General features: G+C 73.5%; 12 protein-coding genes. 7 read left to right on the top strand and 5 right to left on the bottom strand.

Features of this window, described 5'->3' with window-relative positions; translation table 11 throughout:
* The first annotated feature begins 300 nt into the window (after positions 1–300).
* From IF19_RS0109900 to IF19_RS0109880, 5 genes are all read left to right on the top strand, one after another.
* Positions 301–1,086, top strand: a complete 786-nt coding sequence (locus IF19_RS0109900) for a PspA/IM30 family protein (protein WP_030118048.1) — start codon at positions 301–303, stop codon at positions 1,084–1,086.
* 10 nt (positions 1,087–1,096) lie between these two features.
* Positions 1,097–1,375 (top strand): PspA-associated protein PspAA, encoded by a 279-nt coding sequence (gene pspAA, locus IF19_RS0109895; protein WP_030118049.1) that lies wholly within the window; start codon positions 1,097–1,099, stop codon positions 1,373–1,375.
* A gap of 356 nt (positions 1,376–1,731) precedes the next feature.
* Positions 1,732–3,105, top strand: a complete 1,374-nt coding sequence (locus IF19_RS0109890; RefSeq protein WP_030277317.1) for a sensor histidine kinase — start codon at positions 1,732–1,734, stop codon at positions 3,103–3,105.
* Positions 3,102–3,887, top strand: coding sequence for a response regulator (locus tag IF19_RS0109885; protein ID WP_223872508.1), 786 nt, complete (start codon positions 3,102–3,104; stop codon positions 3,885–3,887). The genes IF19_RS0109890 and IF19_RS0109885 overlap by 4 nt, the downstream gene beginning before the upstream one ends.
* 290 nt (positions 3,888–4,177) lie before the next feature.
* The gene (locus IF19_RS0109880; RefSeq protein ID WP_030118052.1) at positions 4,178–7,333 is read left to right on the top strand and encodes an efflux RND transporter permease subunit; all 3,156 of its coding nucleotides are present in this window, start codon (positions 4,178–4,180) and stop codon (positions 7,331–7,333) included.
* Between the two features lie 79 nt (positions 7,334–7,412).
* On the opposite strand, the gene IF19_RS0109875 is transcribed toward IF19_RS0109880, so the two are convergent.
* Together IF19_RS0109875 and nadA are read right to left on the bottom strand one after the other, a co-directional pair.
* Positions 7,413–9,788 (bottom strand): hypothetical protein, encoded by a 2,376-nt coding sequence (locus IF19_RS0109875; protein WP_078580688.1) that lies wholly within the window; start codon positions 9,786–9,788, stop codon positions 7,413–7,415.
* 300 nt (positions 9,789–10,088) lie between these two features.
* Positions 10,089–11,267, bottom strand: a complete 1,179-nt coding sequence (gene nadA, locus IF19_RS0109865; RefSeq protein ID WP_030191577.1) for a quinolinate synthase NadA — start codon at positions 11,265–11,267, stop codon at positions 10,089–10,091.
* A gap of 251 nt (positions 11,268–11,518) precedes the next feature.
* On the opposite strand from nadA, the gene IF19_RS0109860 reads away from it, so the two are divergent.
* Complete coding sequence (locus IF19_RS0109860) at positions 11,519–11,875, top strand: HesB/IscA family protein (protein ID WP_030118057.1); 357 nt, start codon at positions 11,519–11,521, stop codon at positions 11,873–11,875.
* Positions 11,876–11,956: 81 nt separating this feature from the next.
* Here the strand turns inward: IF19_RS0109860 and IF19_RS0109855 are convergent, their stop codons facing one another.
* Both IF19_RS0109855 and IF19_RS1000000136010 read right to left on the bottom strand, forming a co-directional pair.
* Positions 11,957–13,405, bottom strand: a complete 1,449-nt coding sequence (locus IF19_RS0109855) for a hypothetical protein (protein ID WP_030277313.1) — start codon at positions 13,403–13,405, stop codon at positions 11,957–11,959.
* 263 nt (positions 13,406–13,668) lie between these two features.
* A complete protein-coding gene (locus tag IF19_RS1000000136010; RefSeq protein WP_030732863.1) occupies positions 13,669–13,866 on the bottom strand; it encodes a hypothetical protein in 198 nt (65 codons plus the stop codon).
* Between the two features lie 157 nt (positions 13,867–14,023).
* Here IF19_RS1000000136010 and IF19_RS0109845 point away from each other — a divergent pair, with 157 nt between their 5' ends.
* A complete protein-coding gene (locus IF19_RS0109845; RefSeq protein WP_030289933.1) occupies positions 14,024–14,998 on the top strand; it encodes a carbohydrate kinase family protein in 975 nt (324 codons plus the stop codon).
* Here IF19_RS0109845 and IF19_RS0109840 read toward each other — a convergent pair whose 3' ends face one another.
* Positions 14,999–16,390: a cysteine desulfurase/sulfurtransferase TusA family protein gene (locus IF19_RS0109840; protein WP_030277311.1), complete on the bottom strand. Its 1,392-nt coding sequence runs from the start codon at positions 16,388–16,390 to the stop codon at positions 14,999–15,001. It lies immediately after the preceding gene.
* Positions 16,391–16,584: the final 194 nt, after the last annotated feature.

Below are 16,584 nucleotides of genomic sequence, written 5' to 3'. Positions count from 1 at the left end.
CGGGCCCGGGGACCCGGGCGAAAACGATCCGGCAACGGAGAGCGCTCCGGCCGGGCCCGATAGCGGCCCCGACCGGGAGATACGGGTGTCAACCCCCTGTTCCGGAACCGGCCACCGGGTGTTCCGGGGCCTCACCTACACCCTGGGCGTGAGCGTTACCGCCGCGTACTCGTCCTTGCGGAGGAGCACATCCGTCCCCGAACAGTGCGGTAATAGAGGGAGGGCCCGTACTGTGGGTCTATCGGGAGTGCTGGAGCTCAGTCCGTCAGAAGGGGGCGCGCGAAGCCCATGAGCGGTGTCATGAAGCGTATGGGGATGATCTTCCGCGCGAAGGCGAACAAGGCCCTTGACCGGGCCGAGGACCCGCGCGAGACCCTCGACTACTCGTACCAGAAGCAGCTGGAGCTGCTGCAGAAGGTGCGCCGCGGCGTCGCCGACGTGGCGACGTCCCGCAAGCGCTTGGAGCTGCAGCTGAACCAGTTGCAGGGCCAGTCGTCCAAGCTGGAGGACCAGGGCCGCAAGGCGCTGGCGCTGGGCCGCGAGGGCCTGGCCCGCGAGGCGCTGTCGCGGCGCGCGGCGCTCCAGCAGCAGGTCACCGACCTGGAGACGCAGCACAGCACGCTCCAGGGCGAGGAGGAGAAGCTCACCCTCGCGGCGCAGCGCCTCCAGGCCAAGGTCGACGCCTTCCGCACGAAGAAGGAGACCATCAAGGCCACCTACACGGCGGCCCAGGCCCAGACCCGGATCGGCGAGGCGTTCTCCGGCATCTCCGAGGAGATGGGCGACGTCGGCCTCGCGATCCAGCGGGCCGAGGACAAGACGCAGCAGCTCCAGGCGCGGGCCGGCGCCATCGACGAGCTGCTCGCCTCCGGAGCCCTGGACGACCCGACCGGCACGGCGAAGGACGACATCGCCGCCGAGCTGGACCGGATCTCCGGCGGCAGCGACGTGGAGCTGGAGCTCCAGCGCATGAAGGCCGAGCTGGCCGGCGGCTCCTCGTCCTCGCAGCAGGCCATCGAGGGCGGCGCCCAGGGCGGTGCGCAGCAGTCGCAGCAGTCGTCCCCGCACAAGTTCGACAAGCAGTGAGGGCAGCGTCATGATCGTACGGATCATGGGGGAGGGCCAGGTCGAGCTGGCCGACGACCACTTCGTCGAGCTGAACGAGCTCGACGACGTCCTGCTCAAGGAGATGGAGAGCGGTGACGGACCCGGCTTCCGCACCACCCTCCACGCGCTCCTGGACAAGGTGCGCGAGCTCGGCAGCCCGCTCCCGGACGACTCCCTGGAGCCGTCCGAGCTGATCCTGCCGGCGCCCGACGCCTCCCTCGAAGAGGTGCGCGCCATGCTCAGCGACGACGGGCTCATCCCCAACTGAGCCGACGGGCCCCGGCCCGCCGCGCCGACACTCCCCGCAGCACCAGCCCTGCCCCGCGCCCGGTCCGCCGGACGCGGGGCAGCGGCGCGTTCACGGCCCCGCTCCCGGCTTCCCAGGCGCCCTCTCCGGCCTTTCCGCCCGGCCTCTGCCGGAGCCCTCTCCCGGCTTCCTCCCGCTCTCGCCTAAGCCCAGCCCCGGGTCTTCCTCCCGCTCCCCTCTGCGCCCCGGGTCTTCCTCCCGCTCTCAGCGGCGCCCCGGGCCTTCCCTCCGGTCCGTACGCCTCCCGTGAACCGGTGCACGTCCGCTTCCCGGGAAGGCGTACGGCTCCCAGGGGCGGCCGCGTACCGTAGCTCGTCGTGACCACCCTCTCGTCCGGCTTCGCGCGCGCCCGCCGCTGGCTCCGGGGCCACCCCCTCGCGTTCGACGCGGCGCTGGCGTTCGGCACCCTCGCGGCGATGATCTGCGGTTCGTTCACCGCCCCGGGCGACGGTCACGGGCCCCCCGCCTTCGGGGCGCGCACCCCCGAGTTGTTCAGCGTGCTCCTGATGACCCTCTCCGCCGCCGCCCTGGTCCTGCGGCGACGGCGGCCGATGCAGGTCCTCGCCGTCACCGGAGCGCTCTCGGTCGTCGAGTACGTGCTGATGGAGCCGCCCGCCCCGGTCGTCATGGGCACGGTCATCGCCCTCTACACCGTCGCCTCGCGCACCGACCGCCCCACCACCTGGCGGGTCGGCCTGCTGACCACGGTGGCGGTCACGGCCACCGCGATGCTCTTCGGCTCGACCCCCTGGTACAGCCAGGAGAACTTCGCCGTCTTCGCCTGGACCGGGCTCGCCGGAGCCGCCGGGGACGCCGTACGCAGCAGGCGCGCGTTCGTCGACGCCATCCGGGAACGCGCCGAGCGGGCCGAGCGCACCCGGGAGGAGGAGGCCCGCCGCCGGGTCGCCGAGGAGCGGCTGCGGATCGCCCGGGACCTCCACGACGTCGTCGCCCACCACATCGCCCTGGTCAACGTGCAGGCCGGGGTCGCCGCCCACGTCATGGACAAGCGTCCCGACCAGGCCAAGGAGGCGCTCGCCCACGTACGCGACGCCAGCCGCTCCGCGCTCAGCGAGCTGAGGGTCACCGTGGGCCTCCTGCGCCAGCAGGGCGACCCCGAGGCGCCCACCGAACCCGCACCCGGCCTCGCCGTCCTCGGCGAGCTGGTCGACACCTTCCGCAACGCGGGGCTCCCCGTCGAGGTGGCCTGCGCCGACCGTGACCGGCTGCCCGCCGCCGTCGACCTCGCCGCGTACCGGGTCATCCAGGAGGCCCTGACCAATGTCCGCAAGCACGCCGGGGCCGCGGTGAGGGCCGAGGTGAGCGTCGTACGGGTGGGAGCCACCGTGGAGGTCACCGTCCTCGACAACGGCCGGGGGAGCGCCGGGCGCCGCCCCGGGACCGGGCCGGTCGGCGGCGACGGCACCGGAGGCATCGCGCCGCGCCCCCGGGCGGCGCCCGGCGGCGACGCGCACGCGGGCGCGGGCGCCGGGGTGTACGGCGAGGAGCCGGAGAGCGGCGGCCACGGCCTGGTCGGCATGCGCGAACGCGTCACCGCCCTCGGCGGGGCCCTCACCGCGGGGCCTCGGTACGGCGGCGGTTTCCGCGTCCATGCGATCCTTCCCGTCGAAGCCCGCACGGGAGAACCGGAGCGGCCGGGAACGGCGGGCGGGACGGGGATCCGCCGATGACCCAGCCGACACCCATGCCGATACCGGCCGAGGCGCCGAGGCCGGCAGCGGTGCCGAAGCCCGCGGCGGCGCAGGTGACCGAGGACCGCGGGGCGCCGATCCGGGTGCTGCTCGCCGACGACCAGGCCCTCCTGCGCAGCGCGTTCCGGGTGCTGGTGGACTCCGAGCCGGACATGGTGGTGGTCGGCGAGGCCGCCGACGGGGCCCGGGCCGTCGAACTGGCCCGGGCCGAGCGCGCCGACGTGGTGCTCATGGACATCCGGATGCCGGGCACCGACGGGCTGGCCGCCACCCGCATGATCAGCGCCGACCCGGAGCTGTCCGCGGTGCGGGTGGTCATGCTCACCACGTTCGAGGTCGACGAGTACGTGGTCCAGTCGTTGCGCGCCGGGGCGTCCGGCTTCCTCGGCAAGGGCGCGGAGCCGGAGGAACTGCTCAACGCGATCCGGATCGCCGCGGCCGGCGAGGCGCTGCTCTCCCCGGCGGCGACCAAGGGGCTCATCGCCACGTTCCTGGCCCAGGGCGGCGGCGACGCGGGGGAGGGGCCGGGCGCCACGGAGTACGCCGAACGGCTGGCGGCGCTCACCGGCCGCGAACGCGAGGTGCTGGTCCTGGTCGCGGGGGGCCTCTCCAACGACCGGATCGGCGAGCGGCTCGCGGTCAGCCCGCTCACCGTCAAGACCCATGTGAACCGCGCGATGGCGAAACTGGGTGCCCGGGACCGGGCCCAGCTGGTGGTCGTCGCCTACGAGTCGGGCCTGGTGCGCCCCCGGGCCGACTGACCGGGCGAGCGCGGCGTACGAGGGCCCGCTGCGGCCGCGGAGTACGACGGTCCGTCCCGGCCGAGGAGTGCGAGGGTCCGTTCCGGCCGCGGAGCACGACGGTCCGTTCCGGCCGCGGAGTACGACGGTGTACTCCAGCTGCGGTACACGCGGTGCGAGAAAGCAGCCCGGCGGCCGACGTCCGGGCCTCCGGGAGCGGCGATCGTAGTACTGGGCCGGAGGGGGTGGCCCCCCGGCGTCCTCTCCTTCGGTGCCCGCTGCCGCGTACACCACAGAAGAGAGACCCACCCATGTCCTGGCTGTCCAGATTCAGCCTCGCGCAAAGGGCCCTGATCGGGCTGATCTCGATCGTCGCCCTGGTCTTCGGCGTCATAGCGATCCCGCAGCTCAAGCAGCAGTTGCTGCCCACCATCGAACTGCCGATGGTCTCGGTGCTGGCGCCCTATCAGGGTGCGTCTCCCGACGTGGTCGAGAAGCAGGTCGTCGAGCCGCTGGAGAACTCCCTCAAGGCCGTCGACGGCGTCGAGGGCATCACCTCCACCGCCAGTGAGGGCAACGCCCTCATCATGGCCACCTTCGACTTCGGCGACGAGGGCACCAAGCAGCTCGTCGCGGACATCCAGCAGGCGGTGAACCGGGCCCGCGCCCAGCTGCCCGCCGACGTCGACCCGCAGGTGATCGCGGGCTCCACGGACGACATCCCGACCGTGGTCCTCGCCGTCACCTCCGACAAGGACCAGCAGGTCCTGGCCGACGAACTCGACCGCACGGTCGTCCCGGCCCTCCAGGACATCGACGGCGTCGGCCAGGTCACCGTCGACGGCGTCCGGGACCTCCAGGTCTCCGTCGTCCCCGACGACAAGAAGCTCGCCGCGGCCGGCCTGAACGCGGGCGCGCTCGCCCAGGCACTGCAGGCCGGCGGCGCCACCGTGCCGGCCGGCTCCTTCTCCGAGTCCGGCAAGAACCGCACCGTCCAGGTCGGCGGCGCCTTCACCTCGCTGCGGCAGATCGAGGACCTCCAGGTCGTCGCCAAGGACCCGGCGGGCGGCGCCGACGGCCCGGCGAAGCCCGTACGCCTCGGGGACGTCGCCGAGGTCAGGCAGGAGCCGTCCACGGCGGTCTCCGTCACCCGCACCAACGGCAAGCCCAGCCTCGCCGTGATGGCCACGATGGACAAGGACGGCAGCGCCGTCGCCATCTCGGACGCCGTCAAGGAGAAGCTGCCCGACCTCCGCAAGGACCTCGGCAGCGGCGCCGAGCTGACGGTCGTCTCCGACCAGGGCCCCGCCGTCTCCAAGTCGATCTCCGGCCTGACCACGGAGGGCGCGCTCGGCCTGGTCTTCGCGGTCGTCGTGATCCTGGTCTTCCTCGCCTCGATCCGCTCGACGCTGGTCACCGCGGTCTCCATCCCGCTCTCGGTCGTCCTCGCGCTGATCGTGCTCTGGACCCGCGACCTGTCGCTGAACATGCTCACGCTCGGCGCGCTCACCATCGCCATCGGCCGGGTCGTCGACGACTCGATCGTGGTCCTGGAGAACATCAAGCGCCACCTCGGCTACGGCGAGGAGCGCCACGCGGCGATCGTCACCGCCGTCAAGGAGGTCGCCGGAGCGGTCACCTCCGCCACCCTCACCACCGTCGCCGTCTTCCTGCCCATCGGCCTGGTCGGCGGCATGGTCGGCCAGCTGTTCGGCTCGTTCTCGCTGACCGTCACCGCCGCGCTGCTCGCCTCGCTGGTGGTCTCGCTGACCGTGGTGCCGGTTCTGTCGTACTGGTTCCTGCGCCCGCCGAAGGGCACCCCCGAGGACGCGGCGGAGGCCCGCCGCATCGCCGAGGAGAAGGAGGCGGCCAGCCGGCTCCAGCGGATCTACGTCCCGATCCTCCGCTTCGCCACCCGCCGCCGGGTCACCAGCCTCCTCATCGCCGTCGCGGTGCTGCTCGGCACCTTCGGCATGGTCCCGCTGCTGAAGACGAACTTTTTCGACGCCGGCGAGCAGGAGGTCCTGACCGTCAAGCAGGAACTCGCCCCCGGTACCAGCCTGGAAGCCGCCGACGAGGCCGCCCGCAAGGTCGAGCAGGTCCTCGGCCGGGACAAGGGCGTCAAGGACTACCAGGTCACCGTCGGCTCCTCCGGCTTCATGGCCGCCTTCGGCGGCGGCACGGGCTCCAATCAGGCTTCCTACCAGGTCACCCTCAAGGACGCCGCCGACTACGAGGACGCCCAGGACCGCATCGACGAGGCCCTCGGCAAGCTCGACGGCATCGGCGACACCACCATCGCGGCGGGCGACGGCTTCGGCTCCCAGGACCTGAGCGTCGTGGTCAAGGCAGCCGACGCCGACGTCCTGAAGAAGGCGGCCGAGGCCGTCCGCACCGAGGTCGCCACCGTCAAGGACGTCACCGACGTCCAGAGCGACCTGGCGCAGAGCGTCCCGCGCATCTCGGTCACCGCCAACGACAAGGCGGCCGCCGCCGGGTTCGACTCCGCGGCCCTCGGCGGCATCGTCGCCGGAGCCGTACGCGGGACGCCCGCCGGCTCCGCGACGCTGGACGACACCGAGCGCGACATCGTCATCCGCTCCGCGAAGCCGGCCGCCACCATGGCCGAGCTGAAGGCCCTGCCGCTCGGCCCGGTCAAGCTCGGCGACATCGCCGACGTGAAGGTGGTCCCCGGCCCGGTCTCCATGACCCGCATCGACGGCCAGCGCTCGGCGACGATCACCGCCAAGCCGGTCGGCGACAACACGGGCGCGGTCAGCACCGACCTCGCCGCGAAGATCGACGCGCTGGACCTGCCCGAGGGCGCCACCGCCACCATCGGCGGCGTCACCGAGGACCAGAACGAGGCGTTCGCCCAGCTCGGCCTCGCCATGCTGGCCGCCATCGCGATCGTCTTCATGCTGCTGGTGGCCACCTTCCGGTCGCTCGTCCAGCCGCTGATCCTGCTGGTCTCCGTCCCGTTCGCGGCGACCGGAGCCCTGGCCCTGCTGCTCGTCACCGGCACCCCGCTGGGCGTCCCGGCGATGATCGGCATGCTGATGCTCATCGGCATCGTGGTCACCAACGCGATCGTGCTGATCGACCTGATCAACCAGTACCGTGCCCAGGGCCTCGGCATCGTCGAAGCCGTCGTCGAGGGCGGCCGCCACCGCTTCCGCCCGATCCTGATGACGGCCCTGGCGACCATCTTCGCCCTGCTCCCGATGGCGCTCGGCGTCACCGGCGAGGGCGGCTTCATCTCGCAGCCGCTGGGCGTCGTGGTGATCGGCGGTCTGATCAGTTCCACGCTGCTGACCCTGCTGCTCGTGCCGACGCTGTACGCGATGGTCGAGCTCCGCAAGGAACGCCGCGCGAAGAAGAAGGCCGCCAAGCGCGCGGCCGAGGAGGACCCGACGGCGCGGAACGAGCCGGAGGAGTCCCGCGAGGCCGAGCCCGCGAAGGCGTGACCCACCGCCCGGAGGGGCCCGTCCCGCGCGCTCGCGCGGGACGGGCCCCTCCGGCGCTTCCCGGCCGAGCGGGCGGTCCTCAGGCGTCCCCGCCCAGCGCCTCGATGATCCGGCGCCACGTCTCGCCCCGCTCCGGGCGGCGCAGGCTCAGCGCCGCCGTCTCCCGGACGAGGCGGGCACGGGTCTCCTCCGGGGCCGCGTGCCGGATCCCCGCGAGGTCGCCCGGGTCGAAACCATCGGACGCCCCCGCCAGGACCAGGGCCAGCTGCGCGTGGGTGAGGGAGGAGAGCCGGTCGCCGAAGACCTGGCCCTCGATGCCCCCGCCGTGCATCAGCGCGACACCATCCCCGGCCTCCAACGCCCGGTCCACGTAATCCTGGAGAGCCGCCCGGTCCTCGACGAGGCGGTACGCGGCGTCCAGGCCGTCGGCCCGGCCGATGTCGAGCAGCGCGACGTGCGCCAGGGGAGAACCCTCCGGCAGCCGTACGTTCAACAGCCGCGGGTTCTCCTCCAGGCAGGCCCGCGACTCCTTCCAGTCCGTGCACTCCAGCCAGTGCGTCACCTGCTCCTGGAGGATCAGCGCGTCGTAGGCGGCGGTCACCCCGTGGACGAGGACGGTGTCCCGGAGCCGGGCGTGTCGCTGGGCGTCGCCCGGGTCGAGGATCGCCAGCTCCTCCAGCGCGGCCACCGCCTCCTCGGCGCCGAGCACCTCCGCGTGACGCGACCAGAAGTCGCGCGAGCTGGGCCAGTTCGGGGCGAACATCCAGGCGCTGACGGTGTCCAGGGTCTCCGGCGACAGCGCCAGCCAGCCCGGCACCGACAGGAACGTCTGGTCCTCCCACACCCGGTGCACCGCCGTGATGTCGCCGTACGCGCGCAGCGCCTGCCGGGCCCGTACGGTCACGGCGTCCGGGCTCCCGGCGGCCTCCGAGTCCTCGTCCAGCCACCGCACCAGCTCGGTCAGCCCGGTCGCGGGGCCCGGCTCGGGGCAGCGCAGCAGGAAGGCGTTCCGCTCCACGGTCAGCCGGCGGGCGGTCGCCGGGTCGGCCGCGTCGAACGCCGCGACGGCCGCGTCGAACTCCGCCACAGCCGCGGTGTGTTCACCGGTACGGGCCAGGGAGCGGGCCAGATCGCCGAGCGCGGAGAGCAGGGCGGAGGCGTCGGATCCGCCCGCCCCCTCCAGGGTGGGGGTCACGGAGCCGCCCGCCCCTTCCGGAGCGGGGGTGCCGGATCCGCCCGCCCCCTCCAGCGCCAGGGAGCGGCGCAGGGCCACCGCCTCCCGGAACGCCTCCACCGCCCCCTCGGCGTCCCCGTTCAGCTCCACGTACGTACCGAACACCTGGAGACAGTCCGCGAGTTCGGCCGATACGGCGTCTCCCTCGGCCCGGAGCAGGCCCACCGCTTCCCGCGCCGGGGGCAGGGCGCCCTGCGGATCGCCGGTGGCGGCCAGGCTCCCGGCGAGGGTGCGCAGGGCGGCGGCGAGTGCTGCGGACGCCTCCGGGCGCTCGGCCGCCGCCGCGCGGCGCAGGGCGACGGCCTCCTGGGCCGCCCGCAGCCCCTCCGCCGGATCGCCGGCCCGGCCGAGATGGCGGGCGAGCCCCTCCAGCGCTGCGGCCAGCTCCGGGCGGAACGCGTCCGGCCGCTCCGCGCCGAGCGCCCGGTAGCGGTCGCGTGCCTCCCGGGCCGCCTCGACGGCCCCGGACGCGTCGCTCACGGCCGCGCGGTGGTGGCCCAGGGCGTCGAGGGCGGCGGCGAGCCGGGGCAGGAAGGCGTCCGGGTCCTCCTCGGCGAGCCCCCGCAGGAGGCCGACCGCCTCCTCGGCGGGGGGGACGGCCGCCACGCTCTGCCCGGTCTCCGCCAGCCGCGCGGCGTAGGACAGGAGGGACGCGGCGAGCGCCGGAACGGACGCCCCCGGCTGCCCCTCCGTCACCAACTCGCGCTGGAGTCGGACCGATTGCTTCGCGAACGGCACCGCGCCCGCCGGGTCCCCGGCCGCGGCGATGCGTTCGCCCAGCACGCCCATGGTCAGCGCCGACTCCTGCTGGAACATCCCGGGGCACTCCACCCCCAGCCCGACGTAGATCTCCGCGGAGTCCTCGGCCGGGCGCAGGGCGGCCCGGTGGTCGCCGAGGGCGGCGAGCCGTTCCGACCACCGGTGCAGGGCCGCGGCCAGGTCGGGCCGGCGGGCGGGGTCCCGCTCGGCCTCGGCCCGCAGCCGCCGCACCTCCTCCGCGCGCTCCAGCACGTCAGCCTCCCGCGCGGGCGCCGGCACCGCCGCCGTTTCCGTACGCGTCCCCGCGTCCGTGAGCGTCCCCGCGTCCGCGCCCGTGCGCGCCCCCGCGTCCCCGCCCCTGCGCGCGCCACCGGCGCCTTCGGCCGCACCTGCCGCCGCACCCTCGTCACGAACCCCGCGCGTCTCGTCGCCCGCACCTGTCCCACGGTTCTCGTGCACCACGCCCGCCCCACCGTCCTCGCCGCTCGTTCCGCTCAGCCGTATCGGCTCCGCCCGCACGGTGATCCGCTGCGGTGAGTAGCAGCGTAGTTACAGGGCGGTGTCGCCGGGTGGCGTATGGGAGAACCCGTCGGCGGAGCGGCCCGGCGATCCCCGGCCGGTACGCGACAGGCCGGTACGCGACAGGCCGGTGCGCGAAGGGCCCCGCGCGCGAAGGCCCAGGCGCGCGAAGGCCCCGGCGCGCGGGAGCCCCGGCACGCCGACCTGCGGCATGCCGGGGCTCCCGGCGGGAGAGGGTGTCCGTTACGGCAGCGCCAGCATCCGCTCCAGCGCGAGCTTCGCGTACTTCTCCGTCTCCGGGTCGACCTCGATCCGGTTGACCAGCTTGCCGTCGGCCAGCGACTCCAGGGTCCAGACCAGGTGCGGCAGGTCGATGCGGTTCATCGTCGAGCAGAAGCAGACCGTCTTGTCGAGGAAGACGATCTCCTTGTCCTCGTCGGCGAAACGGTTCGCCAGGCGGCGCACCAGGTTCAGCTCCGTGCCGATGGCCCACTTCGAGCCGCGCGGGGCCGCCTCCAGGGCCTTGATGATGTACTCCGTCGAGCCCACGTGATCCGCCGCGGCGACGACCTCGTGCTTGCACTCCGGGTGCACCAGGACGTTGACGCCGGGGATGCGGGCCCGTACGTCCTCGACCGACTCGACCGAGAAGCGGCCGTGGACCGAGCAGTGCCCGCGCCACAGGATCATCTTCGCGTTCCGCAGCTGCTCCGCGGTGAGCCCGCCGTTCGGCTTGTGCGGGTTGTAGACGACGCAGTCGTCCAGGGTCATCCCCATGTCCCGCACGGCCGTGTTGCGGCCCAGGTGCTGGTCGGGGAGGAAGAGGATCTTCTCGCCCTGCTCGAAGGCCCACTCCAGGGCCCGCTTCGCGTTGGACGAGGTGCAGATCGTGCCGCCGTGCCGGCCGGTGAACGCCTTGATGTCGGCGGAGGAGTTCATGTACGAGACGGGGACCACCTGGTCGGCGATCCCGGCGTCCGTCAGCACGTCCCAGCACTCCGCGACCTGCTCGGCGGTGGCCATGTCGGCCATCGAGCAGCCGGCCGCCAGGTCGGGCAGGACGACCGCCTGGTCGTCCGTGGTGAGGATGTCGGCGGACTCGGCCATGAAGTGCACACCGCAGAAGACGATGTACTCCGCCTCCGGGCGGGCCGCCGCGTCGCGGGCCAGCTTGAACGAGTCGCCGGTGACGTCCGCGAACTGGATGACCTCGTCGCGCTGGTAGTGGTGGCCGAGGACGAAGACCTTGTCCCCGAGCTTCTCCTTCGCGGCGCGGGCGCGCGCCACCAGGTCCGGGTCGGACGGGGACGGAAGGTCCCCGGGGCACTCGACGCCGCGCTCGCTCCTCGGGTCGGCCTCCCGGCCGAGCAGCAGCAGCGCGAGGGGTGTCGGCTGTACGTCCAGGGGCTGGGCCGTGGTCACGTCACGCACCCTTTCTTCTCTGCGTTCTGCTCTGCGCTTCGGCGAACGCGCCTTTTCGTCTATTTGACGCTATCTATCATAGCCGCTTCGTGTCACTTTGACGATGCCGATAGCGTCGATGTGACGCATCCCCCGGGCGACCGGGTGTGCGAGCATGAAAAGGAACAGACAAGCGCTTGGCCCGGAATGAATACGCGGGTCTGGCGGTTGAACCGTCGGCAAGCAGTCCGTACAACCCGGGAGAGAAGCAGATGTCCGTATCGGACGAGACCACCACCGTGAGCGACGGCATCCTCCTGTCCGACGCCGCCGCCTCCAAGGTCAAGGCCCTGCTGGAGCAGGAGGGCCGCGAGGACCTGGCGCTGCGCGTCGCCGTCCAGCCCGGCGGTTGCTCGGGCCTGCGCTACCAGCTCTTCTTCGACGAGCGCTCGCTCGACGGTGACGTCGTCAAGGACTTCGACGGTGTCAAGGTCGTCACCGACCGGATGAGCGCCCCGTACCTGGGCGGCGCCTCCATCGACTTCGTCGACACCATCGAGAAGCAGGGCTTCACGATCGACAACCCGAACGCCACCGGCTCCTGCGCCTGCGGCGACTCGTTCAGCTGAGCGCCGCCAGTACGGCGTACGGAGGCGGCCCCGGGAATCACTCCCGGGGCCGCCTCCGTCTCGTCGTGGCGCGGGTCCGCGTCAGCCGCGCGGCACCGCCCCGCCCGAGGCCGCGTCGATCACCGTACGGTCGCCCAGCGGCTTCTCCAGCTCCACCGTCCGGGTCAGCTCCTTGGCGATCATGATGCAGGCCTTCTTCCCCTCCTGCGGCTTCTCCGTGACCGTGATCCGCACCTGGCCCGCGCTCTCCCGCGCGCTCGCCGTGTACGTACTGCACACACCGCCCCAGAAGGTCACGTCGAGGGTCCGCCCGTCGGCCCCGTACGAGGTCACCTTCCGGTCCCCGGACGGCGTCGGGGTCTGCGGCTTCTCGACGAACTCCGGGTCCACCGCGATCCGCGTGACCGTGTTCTCCGGGCCGCCCGGGGCCTGCTTGACCGTGAACAGCCAGGTCGGCACCAGCATCGGCCGGCCGTCCACGTGGTTCAGCGCCAGGCCGAGCCGCGCGTCCTCCACCGTCTGCTCCACCGGCGCCCGCTTGCCGTTCGACGGCACGCACTGGGGGTCGGACGGCGACTTCTGCTCCCCTTCCAGCGGCGCGGGCGTGGCGCAGCCGCCGATGTCCCGGCCGCCGTCGCCCTTCCCCCTGCTCTCCGCGTTCAACTGCTTCAGCGCCTCGTCCGCGCCGACGACCGGGTAGGTGTCGCCCTTCTCCAGCGCCTTGAGGTGGCCGCTGCCGCCGGTCACCTCGCCGTCCGGGCCCACCTGGACGCCGGTGGACCAGCCGTAGGTCGGGAGCCCGTCGACCTTCGGGTCGGCGTTGACGACGCGGACGTCGCCCATCAGCTGACCCGCGTTCAGGGCCGCGTCGTCCTGGCCGACCGCCTTGAGCACCGGGGCCGCGGCCGCCTTCGCGGCCTTCTCGCTCACCGGTTCCCCGCCGCCCGCTCCCGGCTCGGCGGGCCCGTTCGCGCACATCTTCCCCGGCTCGCAGGGCTGGGCCGGGGTGGTCCGGGCGAACGTCCAGGTGCCCGGGGCCTGCTTCGCCACCTTGAGGAGGGCGCCGGGGCCGTCGTCGTCCCCGATCACCCAGGACGCGCCCTCGGTACGCGGCGTGCCGGGAACGCCCAGCGCCTTCGCCAGCCGGGCGACGTCGGCCGAGGCCACCGAGCCCTTCGCCTCGTGGACCGCCGCCTCGTCCGGGCCGTCCGGCAGTTCGCCCGCCGCCCGGTAGACCACGGGCGGGCCGGACGGGTCCGGCTCGCCGGGCGCGATGCCCGCGGGCGGGGAGTCCGAGGCCGAGGAGGCGCCGCGCGGGTCGTCGGCGGCGGCGTCCAGGGACAACGGCCGGATCTCGCCCCGCGCCGCCGCCGCGCTGTCCGCCCCGCCGCCGTCACCCGAGGCGGTGGCGGCCCAGTAGGCGCCGCCGCCGCCGGCCAGCAGGACGGCCGCGGCCACCGAGGCCACCGCGAGCGGCGGACGCCGCCGCCGGGGACCGGTCACGTCGTTGTCGGGTCGCTCGGTGCTCACCGGATCGCTCCTTCGCCTGCGTTGACGTCGCGGTGCCAACCGCGTGCCCCCGGGCGGGGACACCGATGGGACGGAGCGGAGGAGCGCGCGGTTCCACCGACCGGCCGACCGTGTGCCCCGGCCGGGTGGCCCCGGGGGAGCGGGGCCACCCGGCCGTACGACCGGCAACCGGTACGGAACGGCCGGAAGCCGCTGCCGTACGACCGGCAACCCGCCAGGAAACGGCCTGAAGCCGCTGCCGTGCGAACGGTCCCGACCGGCGCTCAGTCCCCGTACTCGGACATCGAGCCGACCAGCCGCGCCGACGAGGACGGCACCGTCACCCCGTTGATCAGGGACGGCTTCACGGGGGCCGGGGCGCTCCTGGGGGGCGCCGTCCAGTGCGGCGCCATCCGCGCGCAGTCGCCGCGCAGGGCGGCCAGGCTCAATTCCGACTCGTGCGGTGCGGTGTGGTTCGACATATCCGCACCGTAACCACGCCCACGCTCAGGTAGTAAGCCCTACTATCGGGTAGTTTTCCCTTTTCCCGGTCGTCGGGCTCACCCGGTAGCGTGAACTGTCACGTCGTCCCGGAGGGCGCACTCACGGCCCTTCGCCTTCCGCAGGAGCAGTCTCCCCGTGCGTATTGCAGTCACCGGCTCGATCGCCACCGACCACCTCATGACCTTCCCCGGCCGCTTCGCCGACCAGCTGGTCGCCGATCAGCTGCACACGGTCTCCCTCTCCTTCCTGGTCGACAACCTCGATGTGCGCCGGGGCGGTGTCGCCGCCAACATCTGCTTCGGAATGGGGATGCTGGGCACCCGCCCGATCCTGGTCGGCGCCGCCGGGTCCGACTTCGACGAGTACCGCGCCTGGCTCGACCGGCACGGCGTCGAAACCGGTTCCGTCCGGATCTCCGAGGTCCTGCACACCGCCCGCTTCGTCTGCACCACCGACGCCGACCACAACCAGATCGGCTCCTTCTACACGGGCGCGATGAGCGAGGCCCGCCTCATCGAGCTCAAGAGCGTCGCCGACCGCGTGGGCGGCCTCGACCTCGTCTCGATCGGCGCCGACGACCCCGAGGCGATGCTCCGCCACACGGAGGAGTGCCGCTCCCGGAACATCCCGTTCGCCGCCGACTTCTCCCAGCAGATCGCGCGGATGGACGGCGAGGAGATCCGCATCCTCCTCGACGGCGCCACCTACCTCTTCTCCAACGAGTACGAGAAGGGGCTCATCGAGTCCAAGACCGGCTGGAGCGACGAGGAGATCCTCTCCAAGGTCGGCCACCGGGTCACCACCCTCGGCGCCCGCGGTGTCCGGATCGAGCGCGCCGGCGAGGCGGTCATCGAGGTCGGCTGCCCCGAGGAGACCGCCAAGGCCGACCCGACCGGCGTCGGCGACGCCTTCCGGGCCGGCTTCCTCTCCGGCCTGGCCTGGGGCGTCGGTCTGGAGCGCGCCGCCCAGGTCGGCTGCATGCTCGCCACGCTGGTCATCGAGACGGTCGGCACCCAGGAGTACACCCTGCGCCGCACCGCCTTCATGGACCGCTTCACCAAGGCGTACGGGCACGAGGCCGCCGCCGAGGTCCAGCAGCACCTGGTCTGATCAGCCGAGCCGGCGGACCACGTACGCGGAGCCCCGGTCCGCCGGCTCCTCGCCCACGTACTCCTGACCCCGCATCTCGCACCAGGCCGGGATGTCCAGCCGGGCCGCCTCGTCGTCGGCGAGCACCGTCACCGTGGCGCCCACCGGTACCTCCCCGATCACCTTTGCGAGTTCGATCACCGGGATCGGGCACCGGCGCCCCAGCGCGTCGACCACCAGGGACGCGGCGGGCGCGGGGGAGTGGGGCGGCGAGAGCGGGGCGGCCGGGGCACCGAGCCGTTCGCGCACCTCGGCGACCACCCCGGGCAGCACCTCCAGGAAGCGGTCCACGTCCGCCCCGGCGGTGCCCGGCGGCAGCGACACCCGGATGTTCCCCTCCGAGAGCACGCCCATCGCCCTCAGCACATGGCTCGGCGTCAGCGTGCTGCTCGTACAGGACGAACCGGACGATACGGAGAACTCCCTGCGGTCCAGCTCGTGCAGCAGCGTCTCCCCGTCGACATAGAGACAGGAGAAGGTGACCAGATGCGGCAGCCGCCGCTCCGGATCGCCCACCATCTCCACATCGGGCACCCGCTCGGCCACCACGCTGCGGACCCGGTCCACCAGGGCCCGCAGCCGTACCGCCTCGGCCGCCGCCTCCGCCCGCACCGCGCGCAGCGAGGCCGCCGCCGCCACGATCGCCGGCAGGTTCTCGAACCCCGGCGCCCGCCCCGACTCCCGCTCACCGGCCGGGCCCCGCGGGGCGAAGCGCACCCCCTTGCGGACCGCGAGCAGCCCGACCCCGGCCGGCCCGCCCCACTTGTGCGCGCTCGCGGTCAGCAGCGACCAGCCCGCGGGGACCGGGCCCCAGCCGAGCGACTGGGCGGCGTCCACCAGGAGCGGCACCCCCGCCTCCGCGCAGAGCGCGCCGACCTCCGCCACCGGCTGTTCGGTGCCCACCTCGTGGTTGGCCGACTGGAGGCAGGCCAGCGCGGTGTCCGCCCGCAGGGCGTCGCCGTACACCGCCGGGTCCACCGCCCCGGAGCGGTCCACCGGGACCTCGGTGACCGATCCGCCGTCCGCCTCATGGGCCGCCGCCGCGTGGAGCACCGACGAGTGTTCGACCGCGGAGTGGGCCAGATGGCGGCCGACACGCCGACGCCCCGAAAGAGCCCCGGCAATTCCCGCGTGCACCGCCGTCGTCCCCGACGAGGTGAAGACCAGCTCGTCCGGACGGCAGCCCACGGCCTCCGCCGCGGCCTCGCGGGCCGCGTCCAGCAGCAGCCGGGCCCGCCGCCCCTCCCGGTACAGACGGGCTGGATCGGCCCAGCCCTCGTCGAGCGCGGCAAGCAGGGCCTGGCGTGCGACGGGGTGCAGGGGGGCGGCGGAGGCGGCATCGAAGTAGGGCACCCGGCCACGCTAGCCCGCACCCGGCCCCACCTCGCCGGGGGCCGCCCCGCGGGGACGGGCGAGGGGCCGTCAGATGGGGGCCGGAGGCGTGGATTCCACTCCATGGGGGTGTCCGGCGGCGCGTTGGGCACCCTCCCCGCGCGACCCCAAATAGCGTCCAGTAGGGTTTGGTCCGCATAAACATCCAAACCCCT

The sequence above is a fragment of the Streptomyces californicus genome (assembly GCF_000717645.1).
Lineage (GTDB): Bacteria > Actinomycetota > Actinomycetes > Streptomycetales > Streptomycetaceae > Streptomyces > Streptomyces californicus.
This window is presented reverse-complemented; position numbering and strand designations above follow the sequence as displayed.

Bases quoted from the DNA above. Each gene is read 5' to 3' on its own strand.
- IF19_RS0109880 (WP_030118052.1), top strand. From the start codon at position 4,178: ATGTCCTGGCTGTCCAGATTCAGCCTCGCGCAAAGGGCCCTGATCGGG.
- IF19_RS0109885 (WP_223872508.1), top strand. From the start codon at position 3,102: ATGACCCAGCCGACACCCATGCCGATACCGGCCGAGGCGCCGAGGCCG.
- IF19_RS1000000136010 (WP_030732863.1), bottom strand. From the start codon at position 13,866: ATGTCGAACCACACCGCACCGCACGAGTCGGAATTGAGCCTGGCCGCC.
- pspAA (WP_030118049.1), top strand. From the start codon at position 1,097: ATGATCGTACGGATCATGGGGGAGGGCCAGGTCGAGCTGGCCGACGAC.
- IF19_RS0109860 (WP_030118057.1), top strand. From the start codon at position 11,519: ATGTCCGTATCGGACGAGACCACCACCGTGAGCGACGGCATCCTCCTG.
- IF19_RS0109900 (WP_030118048.1), top strand. From the start codon at position 301: ATGAAGCGTATGGGGATGATCTTCCGCGCGAAGGCGAACAAGGCCCTT.